This is a genomic window from Streptomyces sp. NPDC093071, assembly GCF_044754545.1.
GTDB lineage: Bacteria > Actinomycetota > Actinomycetes > Streptomycetales > Streptomycetaceae > Streptomyces.
This window is the reverse complement of record NZ_JBIVPH010000009.1, coordinates 95,209-119,896: the sequence shown is the minus strand read 5'-3', so window position 1 is coordinate 119,896 and position 24,688 is coordinate 95,209. Positions and strand designations below refer to the sequence as shown.

The window sequence follows — 24,688 nt, the reverse complement described above, 5'->3', positions numbered from 1 at the left end:
GGCTCAGGCCCCGAGCATTTCGGTCCACATCGCCGGGAAGTCGGGCAAGGTCTTGGCCGTCGTCGCCACGTCCTCGATCTCCACGCCCTCGACCGCCAGGCCGATGACCGCGCCCGCCGTCGCCATCCGGTGGTCGTGGTACGTGCGGAAGACGCCGCCGTGCAGCGGGCGCGGGCGGATGTGCAGACCGTCCTCGGTCTCCGTCACGTCCCCGCCCAGCTCGTTGATCTCCTTGGTGAGCGCCGCCAGCCGGTCCGTCTCGTGCAGCCGCAGATGGGCGACCCCGCGCAGGGTGGAGGGGGAGTCGGCCAGGGCCGCGACCGCCGCGATGCCCGGGGTCAGCTCGCCGACCTCGCCGAGGTCCACGTCGATGCCGTGGATCCGGCCCGTGCCGGTGAAGGTCAGACCCGCCTCGGTCAGCTCGCAGGAACCACCCATCTCGGTGAAGATCTCCCGCAGCGCGTCACCGGGCTGGGTGGTCCGCGCGGGCCAGTCCCGGACCGTCACCCGGCCGCCGGTCACCAGGGCGGCCGCCAGGAACGGCTGCGCGTTCGACAGGTCCGGCTCCACGACCAGGTCGCGGCCGCGCAGCGCGGAGGACGCCACCCGCCACACGTCCGGCTCGCCGCCGTGCTCCGGCTCGTCGACCCGCGCGCCGACCGCCCGCAGCATGTCGACCGTCATCCGGATGTGCGGCATCGAGGGCAGCCGCGACCCCACGTGCCGCACCTCCACGCCCTGGTTGAAGCGGGGCGCGGAGAGCAGCAGGGCGCTGACGAACTGGGAGGACGAGGAGGCGTCGATCTCGACCGTGCCGCCGTCCAGGCCCCCGGAGCCGTGCACGGTCATCGGCAGCGCGCCCCGGCCGTCGTCCTCGATCCGGGCGCCGAGCGCGCGCAGCGCGTCGATCACGCCGTGCAGCGGGCGCTCGTGGGAGCGGGGGTCGCCGTCGAAGCGCACCGGTCCGTCGGCGAGCGCCGCGACCGGGGGCAGGAAGCGCATGACCGTGCCCGCGTTGCCGACGTCGACGGTCGCGGGGCCGCGCAGCGGCGCGGGGATGATCCGCCAGGCCTCGCCGGACCCGTCGGGACCCACGCCCTCCTCGATCCGCACGCCGAGGGTGCGGAGCGCCTCGGCCATCAGGAGGGTGTCCCGGGAGCGCAGCGGGCGGCGCAGCCAGCCGGGCTCGGCGGCCAGCGCGGCGAGCACCAGGGCGCGGTTGGTGACCGACTTCGACCCGGGCACGGTGACGGTCGCGTCGACGGCGCCGCGCGCGTACGGAGCGGGCCAGAGGTCGGTGGACGGGTCGGTGTGCGGGGAAGCTGCTGCGGTCATGCCCTCACTGTACGGGGGCGTCAGAACCGCAGGAGCCAGCGACCGCCGCCGATCAGGCAGCAGATCGAGACCGTGTGGAAGAAGATCAGCCACACCCCGGCGGGCACGTGGGTGAGCCGCGCCAGCTGGTCCGCGTCCGAGTCCGGGGCGCCGCCCCGGCGCCGCTTCGCCTGGAGCTCGAAGGCCGGCCGGACACCGCCCAGGAGCAGGAACCAGACCGCCCCGTAGGCGAAGGTCCCCTGCACGTCGGGCCCGGTGAAGAGGGAGACGAGGAGGAACGCGGCGCCCGTCACCAGGACGGTGAGGATCCCGTACGCGTTGCGGACCATCACCAGGAGCGCGAGGAGCAGCGCGGTCGCGGCCCACAGCAGCAGCGTGGTCCGGTGGGTGCCGAGCAGTGCCGCGCCGCCGAGGCCGAGCAGCGGGGCCGCGGGGTAGCCGGCGGCCAGGGTGAGGACTATCCCGAGGCCGGTCGGGCGGCCCCGGGACACGGTCAGGCCGCTGGTGTCCGAGTGCAGCCGGATCGCTTCCAGGCGGCGGCCGGTGGCCAGGGCGACGATGCCGTGGCCGCCCTCGTGCGCGATGGTGATCGCGTTGCGGGCCGGCAGCCAGAGCTGTCGGAAGAGGACCAGGGAGAGCGCGCAGCCGGCGGTGAACCAGACGATCCACTCGTTCGGGGCGGGCTGGGTGCCGAGGATGTCGTTCATTCGGCGAAAGGCTCCTCGGTCGCGGGCGGGATCGTGGCAGTCTGGCACGTATGTGCGGACGGTTTGCATCGAGTCGACGGCCCGAGGACCTCGTGGAGACCTTCGGGGTGGAGCAGTGGGAGCCGGAGGAGACCCTGGCCCCCGACTGGAACGTGGCCCCCACCAAACAGGTCTGGGCCGTTCTGGAGCGTCCTGTGAAGGACGCGGAATCCAAGGAGCCGGTTCGCCAGCTGCGCACCTTGAAGTGGGGACTCGTCCCGTCCTGGTCGAAGTCCCCGGACGGCGCGGCCCGGATGATCAACGCGCGCTCCGAGACCCTCCACGAGAAGCCCTCCTTCAAGCGGGCCTTCGCCTCCCGCCGCTGCATCATTCCCGCCGACGGCTACTACGAATGGGTGACCGGGACGGCGGAGCGGGACCTGGAGGTCGAGGGGAAGAAGAAGCGGCCGCGCAAGCAGCCGTACTTCGTGACCCCGGCGGACGGCTCGGTCTTCGCGATGGCGGGGCTCTACGAGTTCTGGCGCGACCGGACCCTTCCCGACGACCACCCCTCCTCCTGGTGGGTCACCTGTTCGGTCATCACCACGGAGGCGGAGACCGGGCCGCTGGGCGTGGCCCCGGCCGAGGGACCCCGCTCGCTCGCCGACATCCACCCCCGGATGCCGCTGATGCTGACCGAGGACCGCTGGGACGCCTGGCTCACCCCGGAGAACAGCGACCTCGAAGAGCTGCGCGGACTGCTCGCCCCGCCGCCGGAGGGCCTCATGCGGGCCTACCCGGTGCCGACGGCCGTCAGCAACGTCCGCAACAACGGCCCCGAACTCCTGACGGAGCTGGAGGGCCCGGAGGAGGGCACGCTCTTCTGAACCGCCGCCCGCGCGGCAGGATGGGGACGTGACCGATGAGACGACCGGCGCCGTGACCGCCGACGTGACCGACGGGGCGACGCGCCGCGAGACCGTCCCCACCGACGCCGGCGACGCCCGCGTCACCTGGTACGAGCCGGACGGGGGCGCGGAGCCGTGGACCGTCCTCGCCCTCGGCCACGGCGCCGGCGGCGGGATCGAGGCCCGCGACCTCCGGGCCCTCGCCGGGACGCTGCCCGCCCGGGGCGTGACCGTCGCCCTGGTCGAACAGCCCTGGCGGGTCGCGGGCAGGAAGCTCGCGCCCGCCCCCAAGACCCTCGACGCCGCCTGGCGCGGCCTCTGGCCCGCCCTCGCGAAACCCGGCCTCCCCGTGGTCGCGGGCGGCCGCAGCGCCGGCGCCCGGGTCGCCTGCCGCACCGGCCGCGCACTCGGCGCCACGGCCGTCCTCGCCCTGAGCTTCCCCCTGCACCCCCCGGGCAGGCCCGAGAGGTCCCGCGCCGACGAGCTCCTCGGCACCGGCCTGCCCACCCTCGTGGTCCAGGGCGGCAACGACCCCTTCGGCCGCCCCGAGGAGTACCCGGAAGGCCCGTACGCCCTCGTCGGGATCCCGTACGGGGACCACGGCTTCGCCCTGCCCAAGCGCGCCCCCCTCGGCGGGGACGAGGCCCTCGGGCTCCTCGTGGACGCCGTCGCCGAGTGGCTCGACGCCCTCCGCTGACGCCCTGTCCGCCCCGCCCCCGCACCGGGAATGCCGAGCGGGGGAGCGCTGTTGTTCGGTACGTCGTACGACCGCAGGAAAGAGCAAGAGGAGAGGGAGTCCGTCGCATGGGTTCGACCATCTGCCCGGAGCGCGCGCAGGGCGCTGACCTCGACTGGACGGTGCTGCCCGCGCCCAAGGGCGCCCCGATTCGGGCGGCGGGCGGAGCGGTTCCTCGTCTATCCTCCGAAACGAGCGGGTCCGCCCCCGGGCTCGCCGCCGCGCTGGAGGAGGTGGGTCCGGTCACTGGGACCGACACAGGGACCGACGACGGCCCCGAGGAGACGACCGAGGAGCGCAACGCGCGCTTCGAGCGGGACGCCCTCGGCTACCTCGACCAGATGTACTCGGCCGCGCTCCGCCTGACGCGCAACCCCGCGGACGCGGAGGACCTGGTGCAGGAGACCTACGCCAAGGCGTACGGATCCTTCCACCAGTTCCGCGAGGGCACGAACCTCAAGGCGTGGCTGTACCGCATCCTCACGAACACCTTCATCAACTCGTACCGCAAGAAGCAGCGCGAACCCCAGCGCAGCGCCGCCGAGGAGATCGAGGACTGGCAGCTCGCCCGCGCCGAGTCGCACATGTCGACCGGCCTGCGCTCCGCCGAGTCCCAGGCCCTCGACCACCTTCCCGACTCCGACGTGAAGGAAGCGCTGCAGGCGATCCCCGAGGAGTTCCGCATCGCCGTCTACCTCGCCGACGTCGAGGGCTTTGCGTACAAGGAGATCGCGGACATCATGGGGACACCCATCGGTACGGTGATGTCCCGACTGCACCGGGGCCGCCGCCAGCTGCGCGGAATGCTCGAGGACTACGCCCGCGACCGCGGGCTCGTTCCCGCGGGCGCCGGAGAGTCGTCGAACGATCTGAAAGGCTCGGGCTCATGAGCTGCGGAGAGCCGCACGAGACGGACTGCTCAGAGGTCCTGGACCATCTCTACGAGTTCCTCGACAACGAGATGCCCGACAGCGACTGCACCAAGTTCGAGGTGCACTTCGAGGAGTGCTCCCCGTGCCTGGAGAAGTACGGCCTGGAGCAGGCCGTGAAGAAGCTCGTCAAGCGCTGCTGCGGCAGTGACGACGTCCCCACCGACCTGCGGGCCAAGGTCATGGGCCGGATCGAGCTGATCCGCTCCGGCCTGCCCGCCCCCGAGCAGGACGTCGCGGCGGGCGCGCCCGCGACGCCCGCCCCGCAGGAGTAGCACCCCACCGCTCCCTCACGGACGCACGGGCACGGAAGGCCGCCGCGACGCGATCGCGGCGGCCTCCGGCGTAAGTCGGCTTGTATCACCCGAAGGTGCGAATCAGTCGTACCGCGCCGTCACGGGCCGCCCGACTCGCTAGCGTGACGGGGATGATGGGCGTGAAGGTCATTCCCCCGGCGGCCCGCGTGTACATCGGCTGCGCCCTGCTCGCCGCCGGCGCGTGCGTCCTGCCCGCGCTGCGCCCCGGCGCGCCCTGGGAGACGATCGCGCTCCTCGCCGCCCTGTACGCGCTCTGCGAGCTGCCCGCCCGCTGCCCCCTCATGGGCCGCGCGCTCGGCGGCTCCGTCCCGCTGGGCACCGGCTCCTTCTTCCCCGTCCTCCTCGCCGCGGCGCTCCTCCTGCCGCCCGCCGCCGCCGCGCTCACCGCCCTGCCCGGCAGCCTCCTCGCCCGCGTCGAGGAACCCCCGGCCGCACCCCGCCGCGCCTGGCGGGCCGCCGCCACGGCCCTCGCCGTCTGGGCCGCCGCCCACGCCGCCGGCGCCCTGGGCGGACCGGCCGCCCTCGGACCCGGCCCGGACACCCCCGACTTCCCGTACGCGCTGCTGCCCGCCTGCGCCGCCGCCCTCGTCTTCTGCCTGGTCCTGACCGCCCTCGACGGCGGCGTCCGCGCCACCGCCGACGGACTGCCCCCGCGGGCCGCCTGGCGCGGCCTCCTCGGCCGGGCCCTCGCCCCGCACCTCGTGCACGGCCTCGCCGGGCTGATGATGGCCGTCCTGTGGCGCGGCAGCCACGGGCCGGTCGCGGGGCTCTTCGTGCTCCTTCCCATGTACGTCTCCTGCTGGGTCTTCGCCCAGTACCACCGCGAGCGCGCCGCCCACCACGCCACCATCCGCGCCCTCGTCCAGGCCGTCGACATCAAGGACCGCTACACCCGCGGCCACAGCGAGCGCGTCGGCCACGCCTCCGTCCTCATCGCCCGCGAACTCGGCATGTCCGGGGACCGGCTCGACGCCGTCCGCTTCGCCGGCATCCTGCACGACGTCGGCAAGCTGGGCGTGCCCACCCGGGTGCTCCGCAAGGACGGGCCCCTCACCCCCGAGGAGCGCCGGGTCATCGAACTGCACCCCGAGTACGGGCACGAGATCGTCCGGGGCATCGGCTTCCTCGGCGAGGCGCGGGCCGCGATCCTCCACCACCACGAACGCATGGACGGCAGCGGCTACCCCTACGGGCTGCGCGGTGAGCAGATCCCCGAGTTCGCCCGGATGGTCGCCGTCGCCGACGCCTTCGACGCCATGACCTCCAACCGCTCCTACAGCCGCGCCCGGCCGGTCCCGGTCGCCGTCGCCGAACTGGAGCGGTGCGCCGGCACCCACTTCGACCCCCGGATGGTCGACGCCCTCGTGCGGGCCCTGGACCGGCACGGCTGGCGGCCCGCCGTCACCGCCGACGAGACCCCGTCCGGCGGAAGCGTCCCCCAGGCCCGCGAAGCGTCCTCCCCCGCCGGCTCCAGGGAGCGCGCGTGAGGCCCGGCGCCCCCACCGTCGGCGCCGTCCGCGCGGCCGCCCTGCTCCTCGCCCTCGCCGCCCTCGGCTCCACCCTCTGGTCCGGCGTCGACCAGCCCGGCGAGGCCCTCGCCTTCGGCACCCTCGTCGCCCTCGGGGAACTGGCCCGCTGGGGCGCCGCCCCCGGCGAGCGGGAGCCCGCGCCGCTCGCCGCCGCCGGAGCCCTCGCGTACGCCCTGCTGGGGGAGAGCGCCGGGAGCGCCACCACCCACGGCGTCCTCCAGATCGTCGCCGTCGTCGCCGCCGCGAGCCTGGCCGGGATCGTCCCCCACCTCGCCCGGGGCCGGGGCCCGGGCCCCGACCACCTCGCCCGCCGCGTCCTCACGGTCGGCTTCGCCGCCGTCTGCTTCCAGCCCCTCTACAACTCCGGCGCCGTCGTCCGGCACCTCGGGGACGGCCCCCTGTACGTCCTCCTCCTCGGGCTCCTGCTCGTCCTCACCGCCCTGTGGGACGCCGTCCTCGCCGCCCTCCTGCTCCGCGCCCGTACGGGATACCCCTACGGCCCCCTCCTCCGGGACGAGCTGCGCGCCCTCCTCGGCATCGGCTCCGCCGTCTGCGCCACCGGCACCGTCATGGCCCTCGGCGTCGCCGCCGCCGGACTGTGGGCCCTGCCCGTGCTCGCCGTCCCGCTCCTGCTCACCCAGGTCTCCTACCGGCGGTACGAGGCCGTGCGCACCGTCAACCGGCAGACCATCGCCTCCCTCGCCCGGGCGACCGAGGTGGCCGGCTGCACCCCGCCCGGCCACGCTCACCGGGTCGCCGCCCTCAGCGCGGCCGTCGGGCGCGAGCTGGGCCTCTCCGGCACCGAGCTGACCGTCCTCGAACACGCGGCGCTCATGCACGACATCGGCCAACTCTCCCTGGTGGACCCGGTCGAGGGCGGCGCCACCGCCCTCCTGCCGGCCGAGGAGCAGCGCCGGATCGCCCTCCTGGGCGGCGAGGTCGTCCGCAGGACCGGGGTCCCGGCGGCCGTCGCCGTGATCGTCGAACGGCAGGCCGACCCGTACCGCGAGCAGCCGCTGCCCGCCCGGATCGTCCGGACCGTGAACGCCTACGACGACCTGGCGAGTGCCGGGCCGGGGACCGGGGTAGGAGGTGGTCCGGGCGCCGCCCTCGGTGCCCTGGAGCGGCTCCGGCTCGGCACCGCCCGGGACCACCACCCGGACGTCGTCGAGTGCCTGGCCAGGGTCCTGGCCCGGGGCGGGGCGGCTGGGGTGACCCCGGCCGTCCCTGGGTAACCCATGGGTAATGAGCGCGCGTCCGACCGGGCATGGTTGGATGCGAACAAGAGGGTGAAGCGACCGGCAGGCGGGAATCGTGAAGATCTTCGGGAAGGTACGGCATCGGCCCTCCGCCTCGTGGCGGCAGGCCACCGACCGCGCGTTCACGCTGATCGGTGACGGCCGGTACGAGGACGCGGGCGCCCTGCTCACGCGCGCGGCGGACCTGGAGCCCTGGCTCTCCGAGTCCTGGTTCAACCTGGCGCTGCTGCACAAGTTCCGGCACGACTGGGAGCAGGCCCGGGCCGCCGGGCTGCGCGCGGTCGCGCTGCTCGACAAGGAGACCGGCGCCCCCGACTGGTGGAACGTCGGGATCGCCGCCACCGCCCTCCAGGACTGGCCACTGGCCCGCCGCGCCTGGCAGGCGTACGGACTGCGGGTGCCCGGGGCCGCCTCCGGCACGGGCGAGCCCGCCGGCATGGAGCTGGGCAGCGCCGCCGTCCGGCTCTCGCCCGAGGGCGAGGCCGAGGTCGTGTGGGGCCGCCGGCTCGACCCGGCCCGGATAGAGGTGCTCTCCATTCCGCTGCCGTCCTCCGGGCGCCGCTGGGGCGAGGTCGTCCTCCACGACGGCGTGCCGAACGGCGAGCGGACCACCACCGCCGGGCCCTCCTACCCGGTCTTCGACGAGATCGAGCTGTGGGCGCCCTCGCCCGTCCCCACCTGGGTGGTCCTCCTGGAGGCCGCCACCGAGGCCGACCGGGACGCCCTGGAGCAGCTGGCCGCCGAGGCGGGCTTCGCCGCCGAGGACTGGTCGTCCTCCGTGCGGCTGCTCTGCCGCGCCTGCTCGGAGTCGACCATGCCGAGCGCCGAGGGCGAGGGCGAGCACTCCGACCCGCACGACCACAGCGAGCCGGGGCACCCCGGGCCGCTCGGCCACCGCTCGCCCGGCGAGCTGTGGGTGCCGGAGCGGGAGTGCGGCATCGCCGCCCCGGCCGGTCTGGTGCGCGGGCTCCTCGACGGCTGGGTGGCGGACAGCCCGGACAGCCGCGAGTGGCGGGATCTCGAAGAGGTCTGCTGAGCGGCCCGTCCCTTCCCCGTAGGCTGTCCTCCGACGGAATCGGGTTTTCAGGAAGGCGCGGCCGGACATGGCGCAGCAGGAGACGGACGAGCAGACGCAGATCAACGACGGCTTCGTCGTGGACACGGAGGACTGCGAGGCGCGTGAGCTCGCCTACCGTGAGCGCGGCACGGCCCGCCCGATCACGGTCGTCGGCAACCCCGTGCTGCACAAGGAGTGCAAGGACGTCACCGAGTTCGGCGACGAGCTCGCGGCGCTGATCGACGACATGTTCGCCAGCCAGAAGGCCGCCGAGGGCGTGGGCCTGGCCGCGAACCAGATCGGCGTGGACCTCAAGGTCTTCGTCTACGACTGCCCGGACGACGAGGGCGTCCGGCACACCGGCGTCGTGGTCAACCCGGTGCTCCAGGAGCTGCCGGCGGACCGCCGCGTCCTGGACGAGTCCAACGAGGGCTGCCTCTCCGTGCCGACCGCCTACGCCGAGCTGGCCCGCCCGGACTACGCCGAGGTCCACGGCCAGGACGCCCAGGGCAACCCGATCAAGGTGCGCGGCACCGGCTACTTCGCCCGCTGCCTCCAGCACGAGACGGACCACCTCTACGGCTACCTCTATATCGACCGCCTCTCCAAGCGGGACCGCAAGGACGCCCTGCGACAGATGGAGGAGGGCACCCCGCGCTACGAGGTCGTCGCCAACGACTGACCGCGCCTGGCTCGTACGGCGTGGTGGGTGACCTGCCACCCACCACGCTGTTTCGCATCCGAGGAGTGCCGACCGTCCGGTTCCTTCCGGAAACGACGGGCGCGCGGTCGGCTTTCCGCCGTATCGTGGAAACCCAGCAGCCTCTCCATCAGGAGGTACTGCCGTGGTCCGGAGGGGTGGGGCGTGTCCGATCTCCATGTGCGTATCACCGGCACCGAAGCCGAGTTGAAGGGGTTCCTGGGTCTCCTGGGCTACGAGGAGGGCCTCCGCGTCGTCGAGACACGAAGGAGCGCCCCGGTCCGACCGTTGGGCGACGAACCCTTCGGAGTGAGCGAGGTCGTCTCCCTGTGCGTCGAGATCGCCACCGCGCTGGGCACGACCGCCGCTTACGACATCATGTCGAGTCGCTTCCGCCGATACCGCGACGGACGTCGACACATGGAGATCGAACGCATCGACCCGGCGCCTGACGAGCAGGAGGGCGAGTCCGGCGACGGCCGGGAGGACTGATGCGCTGTGGACTTTCCTGACACGGATCACTTCTCGTGCAGCGTCTTCAACTCCCGTAGCGGATCGTACGCCTTCGACCCGGCCACATTGATGCAGCGGCGCCCCTCCTACGACAGGGAGAATCCGGTCAGCGAGGGGGTCACGTCGATCCAGCACGAACGTGCCCACTGGTTCCAGTTCTCCGGATCGACCTTCGGTGCCCTCTTGATGTCCCTGCATCGGGCGGAAGAGACACTGCTGCTCTTCGGTCTGCGGGAGAAGGTCACGGACCCGGCCGCCCTCGCCTACGTCCGTCGCGGGATTCGCACCCGGCGGTCGGTCTTCTCCCCACGGCAGGCGGATGTCCCGATGCCGGAGCAGGTCGCCGACCTCGCCGACACGTACGCGCGTCTGCGCACGGCGCGATTCCACCTCACGGACGGAGAGGAGGGGGGCCGCCGGTTCAGCGGCTCCGCGGAAGCGATTGCCGAAGCGTTCGTCGAGGCGGACAGCGTGTACGCCCAGCACACCGGAGGCGTGCGGCCCTGGCCCCGCGGGGCTGTAGCCGAGGTGTACCAGAGAGCGCTGCGTGCGCGTCCGGCGGTACGGGACGGCGTGGAGCTCACGGCCAGGAACCTCTTGGAAGCGGGAGCCGTCCTGAACGAGTTGGCGGGCATCGTCGTCTCCGGATGGCCCGAGTGGAGGTTCGAGGCGGGGAGCAGGTACCGGCCCATGCCGAGTGAATTCCGCTACCTCGTCGATGACGTCCTGACGACTCTTCCCCCGGGGTACGGCGCCCCTATCCGGCTGGCTCTGGAGGAGTGGGGGCCACATCTGCGCGGCTTCGGCGAGACGGCGGACAGATTCGGGATGGCGTTGCCGACCCTCGCCTGTTGCATCGACATCTCTGTCAACCCACCGATTCCTCCGCTCTGTCCGCCGGTAGGGTCTCCCTGGGCGGCGATCTATCCGCCCCTGCGTTTTCTGTCCGCCGTCAGAGCCGTCTCCGAACTGGGCTTGATCGAGGAGTTTCCCACGGCGGAGACCTACGAGGAGTACAGAAGGGAGGTCTGCCGGCTGTCGGGTCTCCGCGTCGGACACATGACGGCCAGATCGTTTCAGCATCCCCGGCTCACCACGGAGTTCTTCACCTCGGAAACAAGCGGTGTCGCCGCTCTCGAATTCTCTTCGTTCGACTACCTGATCTGGGCCGTCGAGTCGATGAACGTCTTCAGGTCCCAGCACCCGCTGCGGTGGTCCATGCCGTTTCTGACGAATGTTCTCTTCGACGGCTGGGACCCCTTCCAGGTACTGTTCGGAGAGTTCTCCGCCGTGATGTCCGCCCCGCTCTTCTGGACCGGAGAGGACTTGGGCTGGGGGCTGATCTCCTCACATGTCGCTCGCCGCATCGTCGTCGAGAAGGCGGTGTACGCCCTGGTGCAGGGGGCGGTACTGAGGGACGGAGAGGTCGATCTCGCGAGCCGGTTTCCCCTCCGTTTCCTGGGTGCCGAGGAGAACCGGGCACTGATCGCCGCAGTCGCGGCACATACGACCGGAATCCCGGAGTTCGCGGAGCGAGAAGTGTACCGGGAAACCGGACACGAGCCCGAGGAGTCTCCACGACCGCCCGAAGCCGCACCGAGACATCCTCGCGAGATCCACGTGTTCCGCGTCGAGCGGGAGGACGTCGTCAACGGCGATGTGGCGAGGCTGAATTCGTTCATCGAGCGACTTCGTGAGGACCCGCTTGCGAACGCGCGGACGGTCGACCTCCGCTTCGACTCCTACGGCATGGACGAAAACGAGCTGTGGAACATACCGGAGGTGACCGGGTTCCTGCTCGCCGTTCGGGAAAAAATTCCGCACTGGTCCTGGTACTTCACGGCGGAGTCAGACCTTACCCACTGCGCGGGGCTTGTCCTCATCTTCCTGGCCGGCGTCGAGAATCGATTCGCGATCACGGAAGATCACTGCATTCAGTGGCTGCTTGAGGTCACGGGCGACGCACTGGTGTCGGAGGGGGAGCGGGCCGGGGCGGATCTGGAGCGATTGACGGCCATGACGAACGACATCGCCGCCGCGGTGATCTCCCTCCTGAGTACGTCCTTCCCCTGAAACACGCCGAAGGCGGGCCCGCTCGGGAGCGGCCCCGCCTTCGATTACCCGGACGAGCCTCCGGACCTAGAAGTCCTCGTCCAGGTCCACCGAGCCCTCGACCGCCACCTGGTAGGCGGACGGGCGGCGCTCGAAGAAGTTGGTCAGTTCCTGGACGCCCTGGAGCTCCATGAAGGAGAACGGGTTCTCCGAGCCGTAGACCGGGGCGAAGCCGAGGCGCTGGAGGCGCTGGTCGGCGACGCACTGGAGGTACTCGCGCATCGACTCGGTGTTCATGCCCGGCAGGCCGTCGCCGCACAGGTCGCGGCCGAACTGCAGCTCCGCCTCGACGGCCTCCTTCAGCATGTCCGTGACCTGCTGCTGGAGCGCGTCGTCGAAGAGCTCCGGCTCCTCCTTGCGGACGGTGTCCACGACCTCGAAGGCGAAGTTCATGTGCATCGTCTCGTCGCGGAAGACCCAGTTGGTGCCGGTCGCCAGGCCGTGCAGCAGGCCCCGGGACCGGAACCAGTACACGTAGGCGAAGGCGCCGTAGAAGAACAGGCCCTCGATGCACGCCGCGAAGCAGATCAGGTTCAGCAGGAAGCGGCGGCGGTCGGCGGCCGTCTCCAGGCGCTCGATCTTCTCGACCGAGTCCATCCACTTGAAGCAGAACTGCGCCTTCTCGCGGATGGAGGGGATCTCCTCGACCGCGTCGAACGCGGCGGCGCGGTCGTCCGGGTCGGGCAGGTAGGTGTCGAGCAGCGTCAGGTAGAACTGGACGTGCACGGCCTCCTCGAAGAGCTGCCGGCTCAGGTAGAGCCGCGCCTCGGGGGAGTTGATGTGCTTGTAGAGCGTCAGGACCAGGTTGTTCGAGACGATCGAGTCGCCCGTCGCGAAGAACGCGACCAGACGGCCGATCATGTGCTGCTCGGCCGGGGTCAGCTTGGCGAGGTCGGCGACGTCCGAGTGGAGGTCGACCTCCTCGACGGTCCAGGTGTTCTTGATCGCGTCCCGGTAGCGCTCGTAGAAGTCCGGGTAGCGCATGGGACGGAGGGTGAGTTCGAAGCCCGGGTCGAGCAGGTTCTTCTCGGTGTTCGGGGTGGACATTACTGGCAGGCCTCGCAGGACTCGGGGTTTTCCAGGGAGCAGGCGACCGCGTCGGGGTCGGCGACCTGCTGGACGGGGATGGGCGCGGCGGCCGCAGTCGACGCCTGGGCGGCGCGGGCGATCCGGGTCGCCGGGCGGGAGCGCAGGTAGTACGTCGTCTTCAGGCCCTGCTTCCAGGCGTACGCGTACATCGACGACAGCTTGCCGATGGTGGGCGTCTCCAGGAACAGGTTCAGCGACTGCGACTGGTCCAGGAACGGGGTGCGGGCGGCGGCCATGTCGATCAGGCCGCGCTGCGGGATCTCCCAGGCCGTGCGGTACAGGTCGCGCACCTCGGCCGGGACCCAGGTGAAGCCCTGCACCGAGCCGTTGGAGTCGCGCAGCGCCTCGCGGGTCTGCGCGTCCCACACGCCGAGCTTCTTCAGCTCGTCCACCAGGTACGAGTTGACCTGGAGGAACTCGCCCGACAGCGTCTCGCGCTTGAACAGGTTGGAGACCTGCGGCTCGATGCACTCGTACACGCCGGCGATCGAGGCGATCGTCGCGGTCGGCGCGATGGCGAGGAGGAGGCTGTTGCGCATGCCGACGGCGGCGATCCGCTCGCGCAGCGCGGACCAGCGCTCCGGCCAGTTCAGCTCGACGTCGTAGTGGTCGGGGTGCAGCACGCCGCGGGCCGCGCGGGTCTTCTCCCAGGCCGGGAGCGGGCCGTTGCGCTCGGCGAGGTCGGCGGAGGCCTCGTACGCGGCGAGCATGATCCGCTCGGCGATCCGGGTGGAGAGCGCCCGCGCCTCGGGGGAGTCGAAGGGCAGCTTCAGCTGGAAGAAGACGTCCTGGAGGCCCATGGCGCCCAGGCCGACCGGACGCCAGCGGGAGTTGGAGCGGCCCGCCTGCTCGGTCGGGTAGAAGTTGATGTCGACGACCCGGTCGAGGAAGGTGACGGCCGTGCGGACGGTCGCGTCCAGGCGCTCCCAGTCGATGTCCGAACCGACCACGAACGCGCCGAGGTTGACCGAGCCCAGGTTGCAGACCGCGGTCTCGCCGTCGTCGGTGACCTCCAGGATCTCCGTGCAGAGGTTCGAGGAGTGGACGGTGTGGCCGGGCTCGGCGGTCTGGTTGGCCGTCCGGTTCGAGGCGTCCTTGAAGGTCATCCAGCCGTTGCCGGTCTGGGCCAGGGTCCGCATCATCCGGCCGTACAGGTCGCGGGCCGGCATCGTCTTGCGGGCCAGGCCGGCCGCCTCGGCCTTGCGGTAGGCGGCGTCGAACTCCTCGCCCCACAGGTCGACCAGCTCGGGCACGTCCGAGGGGGAGAACAGCGACCACTCGGCGTCGGCGTTCACGCGGCGCATGAACTCGTCCGGGATCCAGTGCGCCAGGTTCAGGTTGTGCGTGCGGCGCTGGTCCTCGCCCGTGTTGTCGCGGAGCTCCAGGAACTCCTCGATGTCCGCGTGCCAGGTCTCCAGGTAGACGGCGGCGGCGCCCTTGCGGCGGCCGCCCTGGTTCACGGCGGCGACGGAGGCGTCGAGGGTCTTCAGGAACGGCACGATGCCGTTGGAGTGCCCGTTGGTGCCGCGGATCAGCGAACCGCGGGCGCGGATGCGGGAGTACGAGAGGCCGATGCCGCCCGCGTGCTTCGAGAGGCGCGCGACCTGGTGGTAGCGGTCGTAGATGGAGTCCAGCTCGTCCTGCGGGGAGTCCAGGAGGTAGCAGGAGGACATCTGCGGGTGGCGGGTGCCGGAGTTGAAGAGCGTGGGGGAGGACGGCAGGTAGTCCAGGCGGCTCATCAGGCCGTACAGCGCGGCCACCTCGTCGAGCGCGCGGACGCTCTCGTCCTCGGCCAGGCCGCAGGCGACGCGCAGCATGAAGTGCTGCGGGGTCTCGATCACCTTGCGGGTGATCGGGTGGCGCAGCAGGTAGCGCGAGTAGAGGGTGCGCAGGCCGAAGTAGCCGAAGCGGTCGTCGCCGGCCCGGTCGATCGTGGCGTCGAGGCGGTCGGCGTGCAGCGCGACGAACTCGGCGGTGCGGTCGGCGATCAGGCCCTCGCGGTGGCCGACGGCGACCGAGGAGGAGAAGTTCACCGAGCCCTGGGAGGCGGCCTCGTCCGCGATGGTGATGGTGAGGAGCCGGGCGGCGAGCCGGGAGTACGCCGGGTCCTCGGCGATCAGGCCGGCGGCCGCCTCGGTGGCCAGCTCGCGCAGCTCCGCCTCGTCCGCGGCGGCGCTGCGGCCGCGGAGCGCGGCGGCGGCGACCCGGCCGGGGTCGGTGTCGGGGAGATCGGCGGTGAGGTCGGTCAGGGTCCGCAGCAGTACGGTCCCGGGGCCGTCGCTCTCGACCGCGGAAGCCTCGGCCGAAGCCGGATCGGCGGGCGCGATGGTCACGTGGGGGCTCTCCCTCGCTCGGCTCGGGGCCTCGGCGGGGGAAAGGGCGGACGGGCGGGCGTCCACGCACGACGCACCGCGTCCACCGGCCCACTCCGCGAGGCCCGGACGTCTGTGACACCCGGAACGGAAGGACCGGGCGCACTGTCGGCAGGTGTTCGGACTCACCCCGGACGAAACCGCACGAAGTACACCGTTGCGGGACAGTTCCGGATTCGCGCCGGATTCCCCTGCGTCGACAGCGAGGACGAGCATACATGTGGGGGGCGCCGCTCGCGGAACCCCCCACATGTTGTGTCGCCCCTGGGACGTGACGCGAGTTCAGAAGTCCAGGGAGTAGGTGCGCAGAGAGTGATCGGGGATCGGCTCCCAGTCCCGGTGCGGGGTGCGGACGAAGCCCATGCGCTCGTAGATCCGGTGCGCCGCGACCATCTCGGCGCCCGTGGAGAGCACGATCCTGGCACACCCCGGAAGGGCCCTCGCGCGGTCGACACAGGCCCGTACGAGTGCCTCCCCGACGCCCCGGCCGCGGGCCTCCCGGGCGACCGCGAGCATCCGGAACTCGGCCTCCCCGGCCACGGCGATGTCGGCCCATGGGGTGCCGCCGGGGGCGAAGGTCACCCCGCCGACGATCCGCCCCGCCGCGTCCCCGGTGTCCTCCGCGACGAGGACCTCGCTCTCGCGGGCCCGCCGCGCCGTGTCCCGCAGCACCGCCAGGTAGGAGTCGTCCGCCCCGTGCGCCAGCAGCCCGTCGTCCAGATAGGTGCGCCCGGTCAGCTCGCCGAGCACCTCGTACTCCTCGGGCCGTACCGCCCTGATCGTGAAGTCCATGGGGGAAAGTGTGCCCGCCGGGAACGCGACGGGGCCCGGGGCCTCCTGGCGGAGGTCCCGGGCCCTTGGCGCCGGTGGGTCAGTGCGTGGGGACGGTGACCTTCTCCATCTCGGTCTTCACGCCCGGGTCGCCGGCGTCGGCCGTGTAGTCCGACGGGGAGGTCTCGTCGATGCCCTCGGGGGCCTTGACGGCCTTGAGGACGAAGGTGAGGACGACGGTGACCAGGACGTTGAGCACGAAGGCGGTGAGGCCGATGTAGCCGATCTCGCCGATGCCCGGGATCTCGGCGGAGGAGCCGCCGAAGTGCTTCTGGGTCGGGCTGGCGACGCCGTACGCGGCGGCCGTGCCGTAGACCATGCCGACGGCCCAGCCGGCGAGCAGCGCCCAGCGGTGGAACCAGCGGGTGAACAGGCCGCCGACCAGCGCCGGGAAGGTCTGCAGGATCCAGATGCCGCCGAGCAGCTGGAAGTTGATCGCGACCGTCTTGTCCATGGTGAGGACGAAGGCCAGGGCGCCGACCTTCACCAGGAGCGAGACGATCTTGGAGACCTTGGTCTCCTGCGCCGGGGTCGCGTCCTTCTTGATGAAGTCCTTGTAAATGTTCCTGGTGAAGAGGTTGGCGGCGGCGATCGACATGATCGCGGCCGGGACGAGCGCGCCGATGCCGATCGCGGCGAACGCGACGCCCGCGAACCAGTCCGGGAACATGGTCTCGAAGAGCTGCGGGATGGCGAGCTGGCCGTTCTTCACCTGGATCCCGGCGGCGATCGCCATGAAGCCCAGCAGCGCGAGCAGGCCCAGCATCAGGGAGTACAGCGGCAGGATCGTGGTGTTGCGGCGGATGACCTCGCGGCTCCGGGACGACAGCGTCGCCGTGATGGAGTGCGGGTACATGAAGAGCGCGAGCGCCGAGCCGAGGGCCAGGGTCGCGTACGTCCACTGGCCGGCCTCGCCGGGCACGAGCGCGCCGCGCGGCTTGTCGGTCGCCGGGTTGGTCTGCGCGTACGCCTCGCTCGCCCTGGCGAAGATCTCGTCGAAGCCGCCCAGCTTGATCGGGATGTAGATGATCGCCACCGCGATGACGATGTAGATCAGGGTGTCCTTGACGAAGGCGATGAGCGCGGGGGCGCGCAGGCCGGAGGAGTACGTGTAGGCCGCGAGGACGCCGAAGGCGATGAGCAGCGGCAGGTCCTTGATGAACCAGTGGGTGGTCTCGCCGCCGCCGACGCCCATCACGTCCAGGACGGCCTGGATGCCGACCAGCTGGAGCGCGATGTACGGCATGGTGGCGAGGATGCCGGTGACCGCCACCGCGAGCGACAGGCCCTTGGAGCCGAAGCGGCCCCGGACGAAGTCGGAGGTGGTCACGTACCCGTGCTTGTGCGAGACCGACCACAGGCGGGGCAGGAAGGTGAAGATCAGCGGGTAGACGAGGATCGTGTAGGGGACGGCGAAGAAGCCGGCCGCGCCCGCCGCGTAGATGGCCGCCGGGACGGCGACGAAGGTGTACGCGGTGTAGAGGTCGCCGCCGAGCAGGAACCAGGTCACCCAGGTGCCGAAGGACCGGCCGCCCAGACCCCACTCGTCGAGGCTGTGCTCGTTCTCGGCCTTGCGCCAGCGCGAGGCCAGGAAGCCCATGACCGTCACGGCCAGGAAGAAGAAGACGAAGACGCCGAGCGCCACGCCGTTCACGCCGTCCTTCATCGCGCGTCACCCCCCTTGCGGGACCGCTGGTCCCGCTGCCACAGCTTGTACGCGACCATGGTGAGCGCGGTGGAGACCAGCACCCAGAGCATCTGGTACCAGTAGAAGAAGGGGATGCCGGCGAAGAGGGGTTCGGTCTTCGCGTAGGAGCTCACCCAGAGCATCGCCACGAACGGGGCGACGAGACAGAGCGCGATCACCACCCGCAGGGGGGTGATGGTCGGTTGTTTCCCTTGTGCCACTTCTGACATGGCGATTCCGTCCCCTCGCTGATCACCTCGGTAATGCTGGGGAAATCTAGGGGACGCGTCCGCTTCATGGAACCCCTGTCCGCATAACGGATGCGATTTGTCAGAACCGGCCCTCTTTGGTCGCCCGCGGTGCCGCGGGAAGGGAATACGACATTCCCGGAAACGCGGGACGGCCGCACCCCTCGGGGGTGCGGCCGTCGTCCGGGAGCCCTCGCGGCGGCTCAGCCGTTGGGGCGCTTGAGGCGGGCCACGAACTTGTACCGGTCGCCGCGGTAGACGGACCGCACCCACTCCACCGGCTCGCCCTGCGCGTCCAGCGAGTGGCGGGAGAGCATCAGCATCGGCAGGCCCACGTCCGTGCCGAGCAGCCCGGCCTCGCGCGGGGTGGCGAGGGAGGTCTCGATGGTCTCCTCGGCCTCGGCGAGGTGCACGTCGTAGACCTCGGCGAGCGCGGTGTAGAGCGAGGTGTACTTCACGAGCGAGCGGCGCAGGGCCGGGAAGCGCTTCGCCGACAGGTGGGTGGTCTCGATCGCCATCGGCTCCCCGCTGGCGAGCCGCAGGCGCTCGATGCGGAGCACCCGGCCGCCGGCCGAGATGTCGAGCAGCCCGGCGAGGGTGTCGTCGGCGGTGACGTACCCGATGTCGAGGAGCTGGGAGGTGGGCTCCAGGCCCTGGGCGCGCATGTCCTCGGTGTACGAGGTGAGTTGCAGCGCCTGGGAGACCTTGGGCTTGGCGACGAAGGTGCCCTTGCCCTGGATGCGCTCCAGGCGCCCCTCGACGACCAGCTCCTGGAGGGCCTGGCGCACGGTGGTGCGGGAGGTGTCGAACTCGGCGGCGAGCGTCCGCTCCGGCGGGACCGGCGTGCCGGGCGGCAGCGTCTCGGTCATGTCGAGCAGGTGCCGCTTCAGCCGGTAGTACTTGGGCACGCGCGCGGTACGGGTGGGCGTCCCGCTCTCTGTCTCCGTGCTGCCCGCGTCCGTGGCCATGGCCTGCCTTCCCGACTCCTGTGCTGTTGCCGTCACCGGCTCCTCCGTCTGTCGCGGCTCACATGGTGGCACGCTTCATGTGCCTCCACGGTTTCTCCTGCCGATATGTGCCGGTTCGGCGAGGAGGAGTCGTCCCCTGCTTCTTATACACCGTGATATCCCCCGTTGGTCTAGGCCATTCCGGCGAGAGGTGAGAGGCTTCCCCCGGCGGAACAGGAGGGCCCCTCCGCTCCGCCGGGGGTGCGTGCGGTGTCTCCGGAAGGGTGGCGACTGGCGTGAATCCTGCGGTCGTGGCCGGACGTAGACCAGGTGTCGGTCCGATAACGGACGCCCTTACCCGTCTTGCGCACCCTTGACACCCAAAAAGGTCTAGGCCAAGCTCCGAGTACTGGTCTAAACCATTAAAGACCAGGTCCCAGCCCCACGAGCATTACCCGACGTATGTCTTCGCGCGGTGGGCAGGGGGGTTGCAGGCATCCCTGAGGAGGGTGGCGTGAAGCGCAAGCTCATCGCGGCGATCGGCGTCGCGGGCATGATGGTCTCCATCGCTGCATGTGGTTCCGACAGCGACAAGGCCAAGGACGGCGACAAGGGCACGGCCGGGGGCGACAAGACCCTGACCGTCTGGGTGATGGACGGTTCCGCTCCGGACGCCTGGATGGCCGAGCTGAACAAGGCCTTCGAGGCCAAGCACCCGGGCGTCAAGGTCAAGGTCGAGAAGCAGATCTGGAACGGCATCCAGGAGAAGGTCACCACCGCCCTCTCCGAGGACACCCCGCCGGACGTCCTGGAACTCGGCAACACCCAGACCGCGGGCTACGCCGTCACCGGCGGCCTCGCCGACCTGTCCGGCGACAAGGACAAGCTCGGCTACGACGCCTGGAACAAGGGCATGGTCGCCTCCAACGAGCTGGACGGCAAGCTCTACTCCGCCCCGTGGTACGCCGCCAACCGCGTCGTCGTCTACGACAAGGCCGCCTTCAAGAAGGCCGGCGTCACCCCGCCGAAGACCCGCGCCGAGTGGATCGACGGTCTGAAGAAGCTCAAGGCTTCCGACCCGAAGTCGCAGGCGATCTACCTGCCCGGCCAGTCCTGGTACGTCCTCGCCGGTCTCATCTGGGACGAGGGCAGCGACCTGGCGGTCAAGGACGGCGACAAGTGGAAGGGCAACCTGTCCTCCCCCGAGGCCGTCAACGCCGTCAACTTCTACAAGGAGCTGGCGTCCTTCTCCACCGCTCCGAAGGACAAGGACGAGGCGACCCCGCAGCAGTCCACCGACGTCGTTCCCAAGGGCGGCGTGTCGTCCTGGATCGGTCTCGGCTGGGAGGCCGGCGGCGCGATCGACGCCATGAAGAAGGCCGGCAAGACGGCCGACTTCGGCTACTTCCCGATCCCGGGCAAGACGGCCGACAAGCCGGGCTCCGTCTTCCTCGGCGGCTCGAACCTCGCCATCGCCGAGCGCTCCAAGAACAAGGACCTCGCGAAGGAGTGGCTGGCCCTCGCCGCCGGCAAGGAGTTCATGACGAAGTACGCCGCCGCCACCGAGGGCGCGCTGCTTCCCAACTCCGACGCCGCGCAGTTCAAGCCGGCCGCGGGCTCCTTCGCCGAGGCCATGGCCCTCTCGTCCGCCTCCGGCAAGGTCACCCCGGTGACCCCGGGCTGGGCGAACGTCGAGACCGCCCCGAACCCGATCAAGGACTTCATGACCAAGGTCCTGAAGGGCGAGGACGCCAAGGCGGCCGGCGAGGCCGCCGACAAGATCATCAACGAGCGCATCAACCAGCAGTGATCCATAGCCCGGTGGTGCGGCCGGTGGCACGCCGGCCGCACCACCGGTGCTTCTCAGTGGTGCAGTGATCAGCGGCCCGTTCCCCCGGGCCGTGCCCCGGTGGGCGCGGGAGCCCCAGAACCGCGAGGAATAAGACCATGACCGTGGACTCCCAGGGGACGGCGACCGCCGGTCCTCAGGACGCGCCCGGAAGGGCGGCAAGGAAGTCTCAGACTCCGCCCCCTCCTTCGGGCCCGAAGGAAGTCCTTCAGCCTCCACGCGGCAGACGCTCCCTGCCCGGTGGGCTGCTGCCTTACCTGCTCGTCGCGCCTGCCCTGCTGTCCATGGCGGTGCTGCTGCTCTATCCGCTGATCCGCAACGTGATGCTCTCCTTCCAGCAGCTCAACCGGAAGGAATTCATCACCCGCGAGACGGTCTGGATCGGCTTCGACAACTACACCGATCTCCTCGGTGACTCGCACTTCTGGTCCGTCGCCGTCCGAAGCGTCGTCTTCACGGGCGTCAACGTCGCCCTGATCATGGTGATCGGCACCGGCATAGGCCTGCTGCTCAACCGCCTCGGCAAGAAGATGCGCCTGGTCCTCTCGCTGGCCCTGATGTTCGCCTGGGCCATGCCGATCGTCGCCTCCGTCACCGTCTTCCGCTGGCTCTTCGACGAGCAGTTCGGCGTCGCGAACTGGGTGATGCGTACGCTGGGCTTCTCCGGCTACGAGCAGCACAACTGGCTGGAGACCGGCTTCTCCACCCTCGTCATCATCCTGCTCCTGCTCGTCTGGGGCTCGGTCCCCTTCGTCGCCCTCAACATGTACGCCGGCTTGACCACCGTCGGGTCCGAGCTGTACGAGGCCGCCAAGATGGACGGCGCCAGCGGCTGGCGGACCTTCTGGGCCGTGGTCTTCCCGAACCTGAAGTCCTTCTTCATGATCACCACGTTCCTGGAGATCATCTGGATCTTCAAGGCGTTCGCCCAGGTCTACGCCATGAACGCCGGCGGCCCCGACCGCGGCTCCGAGACCCTCCCGGTCTACGCCTACATCGAGGGCGTCGGCCAGTTCCACTACGGTGTCGCCGCCGCCATCTCCATCCTGACGATCGTGATGCTCGTCGCGGTCATGTCCTTCTACTTCCGCCTGATCCTGAAGCAGGAGGAGGAGCTGTGAGCGCCACCACCCAGACTCCGCAGAAGCTGCGCACCAGGAAGCCGCTCACGGTCGGCGCGATCGCCAAGAACCTCAGCGCCCTCGTCATCGCCGTGGTGTTCGTCTTCCCCGTCTACTGGATGTTCTCGTCCTCGCTGAAGCCGCAGCACGAGATCCTGACGAAGGACCCCGTCTTCGTCTTCACGCCGACGCTGGAGAACTACACGACGGCGACCGGCGTCGACCTGTTCTGGACGTACGTCCGCAACAGCCTCACGGTCACCGTCGGCGCCGTGCTGCTCGCCCTCCTCGTGGCCCTGGCCGCGAGCTTCGCGATCGCCCGCCTGAGGTTCAAGGGGCGCAAGGGCATCGTCCTCATCGTGATGATGGCGCAGATGGCCCCCTGGGAGGTCATGGTCATCGCGATGTACATGATCTCCCGCGAGAACGACCTGCTGAACAGCATTCCGATGCTCACGCTCATCTACTTCGTGATGGTCCTCCCCTTCACGATCTGGACCCTGCGCGGCTTCATCGCCGCCGTCCCGGTCGAGCTGGAGGAGGCCGCGCAGATCGACGGCTGCACCCGGGGCCAGGCGTTCCGCAAGGTGATCTTCCCGCTGCTCGCCCCCGGCCTGATGTCGACCTCGCTCTTCGGCTTCATCACGGCCTGGAACGAGTTCGCCATGATCCTCATGCTGAACAAGGACAAGGAGTCGTCGACCCTGACGCTCTGGCTGACGCAGTTCCAGACGGCGTTCGGCAGCGACTGGGGCGCCACCATGGCCGCCTCCACGCTCTTCGCCCTGCCCGTGCTCGTCGTCTTCCTCTTCCTCCAGCGCAAGGCCGTCGGCGGAATGACCGCCGGCGCGGTGAAGGGATAACGGCTCCCATGACGACACTGCTCCACGCTCCGGACACCCTGACCCGCGACGCGCTCACGGTCCTCCAGCCCGGCTTCGTCGGCACCACCGCCCCCGACTGGCTGCTCCGCCGCATCGGCGAGGGCCTGTCGTCGGTCGGCCTCTTCGGACGGAACATCGTCACCCCCGAGCAGCTCACCGCGCTCACCGCGCAGCTGAGGGCCGAGCGGGACGACGTCCTCGTCGCCATCGACGAGGAGGGCGGCGACGTCACCCGCCTGGAGGTCAAGCAGGGCTCGTCCTTCCCCGGCAACTACGCCCTCGGCAGCGTCGACGACGTCGAGCTCACCCGGGCCGTGGCCCGCGAGCTCGGCCGCCGGCTCGCGCAGTGCGGGGTGGACCTCAACTGGGCCCCCTCCGCGGACGTCAACTCCAACGCCGAGAACCCGGTCATCGGCGTCCGGTCCTTCGGACCCGACCCGGACCTGGTCGCCCGGCACACCGTGGCGTACGTCGACGGCCTCCAGGGCGTCGGGGTCGCGGCCTGCACGAAGCACTTCCCCGGACACGGCGACACGAACGTGGACTCCCACGACGCGCTGCCCCGGATCGATGTGGACCTCGCCACACTGCACGCCCGTGAGCTGGTACCTTTCCGCGCGGCCGTCGCCGCGGGTACCAAAGCGGTCATGAGCGCGCATATCCTTCTGTCCGCGCTCGACCCGCACCGTCCGGCCACCCTGAGCCCGCAGATCCTCACCGGTCTGCTGCGCCAGGAGCTGGGCTTCGAGGGGCTGATCGTCACCGACGGCATGGAGATGCAGGCCGTCTCGGCGACGTACGGCATCGAGCGCGGATCCGTCCTCGCCATCGCCGCGGGCGCCGACGCCATCTGCGTCGGTGGCGGGCTGTGCGACGAGGACACCGTGCTGCGACTGCGCGACGCGCTCGTCACCGCGGTACGGACCGGTGAACTGCCCGAGGAGCGGCTGGCCGACGCCGCGGCGCGCGTGCGCGCCCTGGCGGCCTGGACCCAGGCGCAGCGGGTCAGGGGGGCTGGATCGGTGCCGGGCGCGGCAGTGCAGGAGGGGACCGCGCCCGGCGCCGACATCGGACTCGTCGCCGCCCGCCGGGCCCTGAAGGTGACCCGCGGGGAGCGCCCGTACACGCCGGTCACCGGCGCCCCGTACGTGGCCTCCTTCACCCCGGTCGCGAACTTCGCGGTCGGTGACGAGACCCCCTGGGGGATCGCCGCGGAGCTGGAGCGCCTGCTGCCCGGCACGGAGACCGGCTCGTACGACGAGTCCTCCGCCGAGTCCGTCCTCGCCGCCGCGGGGGAGCGGCGCGTGGTGGCGGTCGTACGCGACCTCCACCGGCACCCGTGGATGATCCGGGCCCTCGACGGCCTCCTCGCGGCCCGCCCCGACACCGTCGTGGTCGAGATGGGCCTCAACGAGGCGGAGCCCCGCGGGGCCCTGCACATCGCCACGCACGGCGCGGCCCGGGTCTGCGGCCGCGCGGCCGCCGAGGCCGTCGTCGGGACCGGCGCCTGACGGTCGCCCGCACCCGTCCCGTACGAAGGGGCCCGGCACCTGTCTCCAGGTGCCGGGCCCCTTCGCGT

22 protein-coding genes and 1 riboswitch are annotated in these 24,688 nt (G+C 71.0%); of the genes, 14 read left to right on the top strand and 8 right to left on the bottom strand.

Features of this window, described 5'->3' with window-relative positions; genetic code table 11:
- Positions 1–3 precede the first annotated feature (3 nt).
- On the bottom strand, positions 4–1,335 hold the full coding sequence (gene aroA / locus ACIQD7_RS27480; RefSeq protein WP_402445044.1) for a 3-phosphoshikimate 1-carboxyvinyltransferase: 1,332 nt from the start codon (positions 1,333–1,335) through the stop codon (positions 4–6).
- Positions 1,336–1,355: 20 nt separating this feature from the next.
- Entirely contained in the window at positions 1,356–2,042 is a 687-nt protein-coding gene (locus ACIQD7_RS27475; protein WP_402445042.1) for a M50 family metallopeptidase, read from the bottom strand.
- A gap of 50 nt (positions 2,043–2,092) precedes the next feature.
- On the opposite strand from ACIQD7_RS27475, the gene ACIQD7_RS27470 reads away from it, so the two are divergent.
- The 10 genes from ACIQD7_RS27470 (at position 2,093) to ACIQD7_RS27425 (ending at position 12,042) form a co-directional block, all read left to right on the top strand.
- A complete protein-coding gene (locus tag ACIQD7_RS27470; protein WP_402445040.1) occupies positions 2,093–2,908 on the top strand; it encodes an SOS response-associated peptidase in 816 nt (271 codons plus the stop codon).
- A gap of 52 nt (positions 2,909–2,960) precedes the next feature.
- Positions 2,961–3,626 carry an alpha/beta family hydrolase gene (locus ACIQD7_RS27465; protein WP_402445193.1) on the top strand — a complete coding sequence of 222 codons (666 nt, stop codon included), beginning with the start codon at positions 2,961–2,963 and terminating at the stop codon, positions 3,624–3,626.
- A 272-nt stretch (positions 3,627–3,898) separates the two neighbouring features.
- Complete coding sequence (locus ACIQD7_RS27460) at positions 3,899–4,555, top strand: sigma-70 family RNA polymerase sigma factor (RefSeq protein WP_402445191.1); 657 nt, start codon at positions 3,899–3,901, stop codon at positions 4,553–4,555.
- Entirely contained in the window at positions 4,552–4,869 is a 318-nt protein-coding gene (gene rsrA / locus ACIQD7_RS27455) for a mycothiol system anti-sigma-R factor (protein ID WP_121833759.1), read from the top strand. Before ACIQD7_RS27460 ends, rsrA begins: the two co-directional genes overlap by 4 nt.
- A 161-nt stretch (positions 4,870–5,030) precedes the next feature.
- Positions 5,031–6,398, top strand: coding sequence for an HD-GYP domain-containing protein (locus ACIQD7_RS27450; protein ID WP_402445190.1), 1,368 nt, complete (start codon positions 5,031–5,033; stop codon positions 6,396–6,398).
- Complete coding sequence (locus tag ACIQD7_RS27445) at positions 6,395–7,675, top strand: HD-GYP domain-containing protein (RefSeq protein ID WP_402445038.1); 1,281 nt, start codon at positions 6,395–6,397, stop codon at positions 7,673–7,675. The genes ACIQD7_RS27450 and ACIQD7_RS27445 overlap by 4 nt, the downstream gene beginning before the upstream one ends.
- Before the next feature lie 79 nt (positions 7,676–7,754).
- Positions 7,755–8,735: a hypothetical protein gene (locus ACIQD7_RS27440; protein ID WP_053646821.1), complete on the top strand. Its 981-nt coding sequence runs from the start codon at positions 7,755–7,757 to the stop codon at positions 8,733–8,735.
- A 67-nt stretch (positions 8,736–8,802) separates the two neighbouring features.
- The gene (gene def / locus ACIQD7_RS27435) at positions 8,803–9,438 is read left to right on the top strand and encodes a peptide deformylase (protein ID WP_402445036.1); all 636 of its coding nucleotides are present in this window, start codon (positions 8,803–8,805) and stop codon (positions 9,436–9,438) included.
- Positions 9,439–9,621: 183 nt separating this feature from the next.
- Positions 9,622–9,948, top strand: a complete 327-nt coding sequence (locus tag ACIQD7_RS27430) for a hypothetical protein (protein ID WP_402445034.1) — start codon at positions 9,622–9,624, stop codon at positions 9,946–9,948.
- Between the two features lie 6 nt (positions 9,949–9,954).
- Positions 9,955–12,042: a hypothetical protein gene (locus ACIQD7_RS27425; RefSeq protein ID WP_402445033.1), complete on the top strand. Its 2,088-nt coding sequence runs from the start codon at positions 9,955–9,957 to the stop codon at positions 12,040–12,042.
- A gap of 66 nt (positions 12,043–12,108) precedes the next feature.
- Here the strand turns inward: ACIQD7_RS27425 and ACIQD7_RS27420 are convergent, their stop codons facing one another.
- From ACIQD7_RS27420 to ACIQD7_RS27395, 6 genes are all read right to left on the bottom strand, one after another.
- Positions 12,109–13,128, bottom strand: a complete 1,020-nt coding sequence (locus tag ACIQD7_RS27420; RefSeq protein WP_383413594.1) for a ribonucleotide-diphosphate reductase subunit beta — start codon at positions 13,126–13,128, stop codon at positions 12,109–12,111.
- Complete coding sequence (locus ACIQD7_RS27415; protein ID WP_402445032.1) at positions 13,128–15,503, bottom strand: ribonucleoside-diphosphate reductase subunit alpha; 2,376 nt, start codon at positions 15,501–15,503, stop codon at positions 13,128–13,130. Before ACIQD7_RS27415 ends, ACIQD7_RS27420 begins: the two co-directional genes overlap by 1 nt.
- Positions 15,504–15,634: 131 nt before the next feature.
- Positions 15,635–15,775: riboswitch (cobalamin riboswitch) on the bottom strand.
- A 49-nt stretch (positions 15,776–15,824) separates the two neighbouring features.
- Positions 15,825–16,334: a GNAT family N-acetyltransferase gene (locus tag ACIQD7_RS27410; protein ID WP_161373840.1), complete on the bottom strand. Its 510-nt coding sequence runs from the start codon at positions 16,332–16,334 to the stop codon at positions 15,825–15,827.
- 79 nt (positions 16,335–16,413) lie between these two features.
- Entirely contained in the window at positions 16,414–18,039 is a 1,626-nt protein-coding gene (gene mctP / locus ACIQD7_RS27405) for a monocarboxylate uptake permease MctP (RefSeq protein WP_121829621.1), read from the bottom strand.
- The gene (locus ACIQD7_RS27400) at positions 18,036–18,290 is read right to left on the bottom strand and encodes a DUF3311 domain-containing protein (RefSeq protein ID WP_121829620.1); all 255 of its coding nucleotides are present in this window, start codon (positions 18,288–18,290) and stop codon (positions 18,036–18,038) included. The genes mctP and ACIQD7_RS27400 overlap by 4 nt, the downstream gene beginning before the upstream one ends.
- A 221-nt stretch (positions 18,291–18,511) precedes the next feature.
- Positions 18,512–19,276 carry a GntR family transcriptional regulator gene (locus tag ACIQD7_RS27395; RefSeq protein ID WP_053649500.1) on the bottom strand — a complete coding sequence of 255 codons (765 nt, stop codon included), beginning with the start codon at positions 19,274–19,276 and terminating at the stop codon, positions 18,512–18,514.
- 493 nt (positions 19,277–19,769) lie between these two features.
- Here ACIQD7_RS27395 and ACIQD7_RS27390 point away from each other — a divergent pair, with 493 nt between their 5' ends.
- From ACIQD7_RS27390 to ACIQD7_RS27375, 4 genes are all read left to right on the top strand, one after another.
- Positions 19,770–21,065 carry an extracellular solute-binding protein gene (locus ACIQD7_RS27390; protein WP_402445029.1) on the top strand — a complete coding sequence of 432 codons (1,296 nt, stop codon included), beginning with the start codon at positions 19,770–19,772 and terminating at the stop codon, positions 21,063–21,065.
- A gap of 137 nt (positions 21,066–21,202) precedes the next feature.
- Positions 21,203–22,225 (top strand): carbohydrate ABC transporter permease, encoded by a 1,023-nt coding sequence (locus ACIQD7_RS27385; RefSeq protein WP_402445027.1) that lies wholly within the window; start codon positions 21,203–21,205, stop codon positions 22,223–22,225.
- Positions 22,222–23,088 carry a carbohydrate ABC transporter permease gene (locus ACIQD7_RS27380; protein WP_402445025.1) on the top strand — a complete coding sequence of 289 codons (867 nt, stop codon included), beginning with the start codon at positions 22,222–22,224 and terminating at the stop codon, positions 23,086–23,088. Before ACIQD7_RS27385 ends, ACIQD7_RS27380 begins: the two co-directional genes overlap by 4 nt.
- An 8-nt stretch (positions 23,089–23,096) precedes the next feature.
- Entirely contained in the window at positions 23,097–24,620 is a 1,524-nt protein-coding gene (locus ACIQD7_RS27375; protein WP_402445023.1) for a glycoside hydrolase family 3 protein, read from the top strand.
- The last annotated feature ends 68 nt before the right edge of the window (positions 24,621–24,688 follow it).

Coding starts and splice junctions, on each gene's coding strand:
- ACIQD7_RS27400 (WP_121829620.1), bottom strand. CDS start 18,290: ATGTCAGAAGTGGCACAAGGGAAACAACCGACCATCACCCCCCTGCGG.
- ACIQD7_RS27385 (WP_402445027.1), top strand. CDS start 21,203: ATGACCGTGGACTCCCAGGGGACGGCGACCGCCGGTCCTCAGGACGCG.
- rsrA (WP_121833759.1), top strand. CDS start 4,552: ATGAGCTGCGGAGAGCCGCACGAGACGGACTGCTCAGAGGTCCTGGAC.
- def (WP_402445036.1), top strand. CDS start 8,803: ATGGCGCAGCAGGAGACGGACGAGCAGACGCAGATCAACGACGGCTTC.
- ACIQD7_RS27475 (WP_402445042.1), bottom strand. CDS start 2,042: ATGAACGACATCCTCGGCACCCAGCCCGCCCCGAACGAGTGGATCGTC.
- ACIQD7_RS27420 (WP_383413594.1), bottom strand. CDS start 13,128: ATGTCCACCCCGAACACCGAGAAGAACCTGCTCGACCCGGGCTTCGAA.
- ACIQD7_RS27395 (WP_053649500.1), bottom strand. CDS start 19,276: ATGGCCACGGACGCGGGCAGCACGGAGACAGAGAGCGGGACGCCCACC.
- ACIQD7_RS27470 (WP_402445040.1), top strand. CDS start 2,093: ATGTGCGGACGGTTTGCATCGAGTCGACGGCCCGAGGACCTCGTGGAG.
- aroA (WP_402445044.1), bottom strand. CDS start 1,335: ATGACCGCAGCAGCTTCCCCGCACACCGACCCGTCCACCGACCTCTGG.
- ACIQD7_RS27375 (WP_402445023.1), top strand. CDS start 23,097: ATGACGACACTGCTCCACGCTCCGGACACCCTGACCCGCGACGCGCTC.
- mctP (WP_121829621.1), bottom strand. CDS start 18,039: ATGAAGGACGGCGTGAACGGCGTGGCGCTCGGCGTCTTCGTCTTCTTC.
- ACIQD7_RS27410 (WP_161373840.1), bottom strand. CDS start 16,334: ATGGACTTCACGATCAGGGCGGTACGGCCCGAGGAGTACGAGGTGCTC.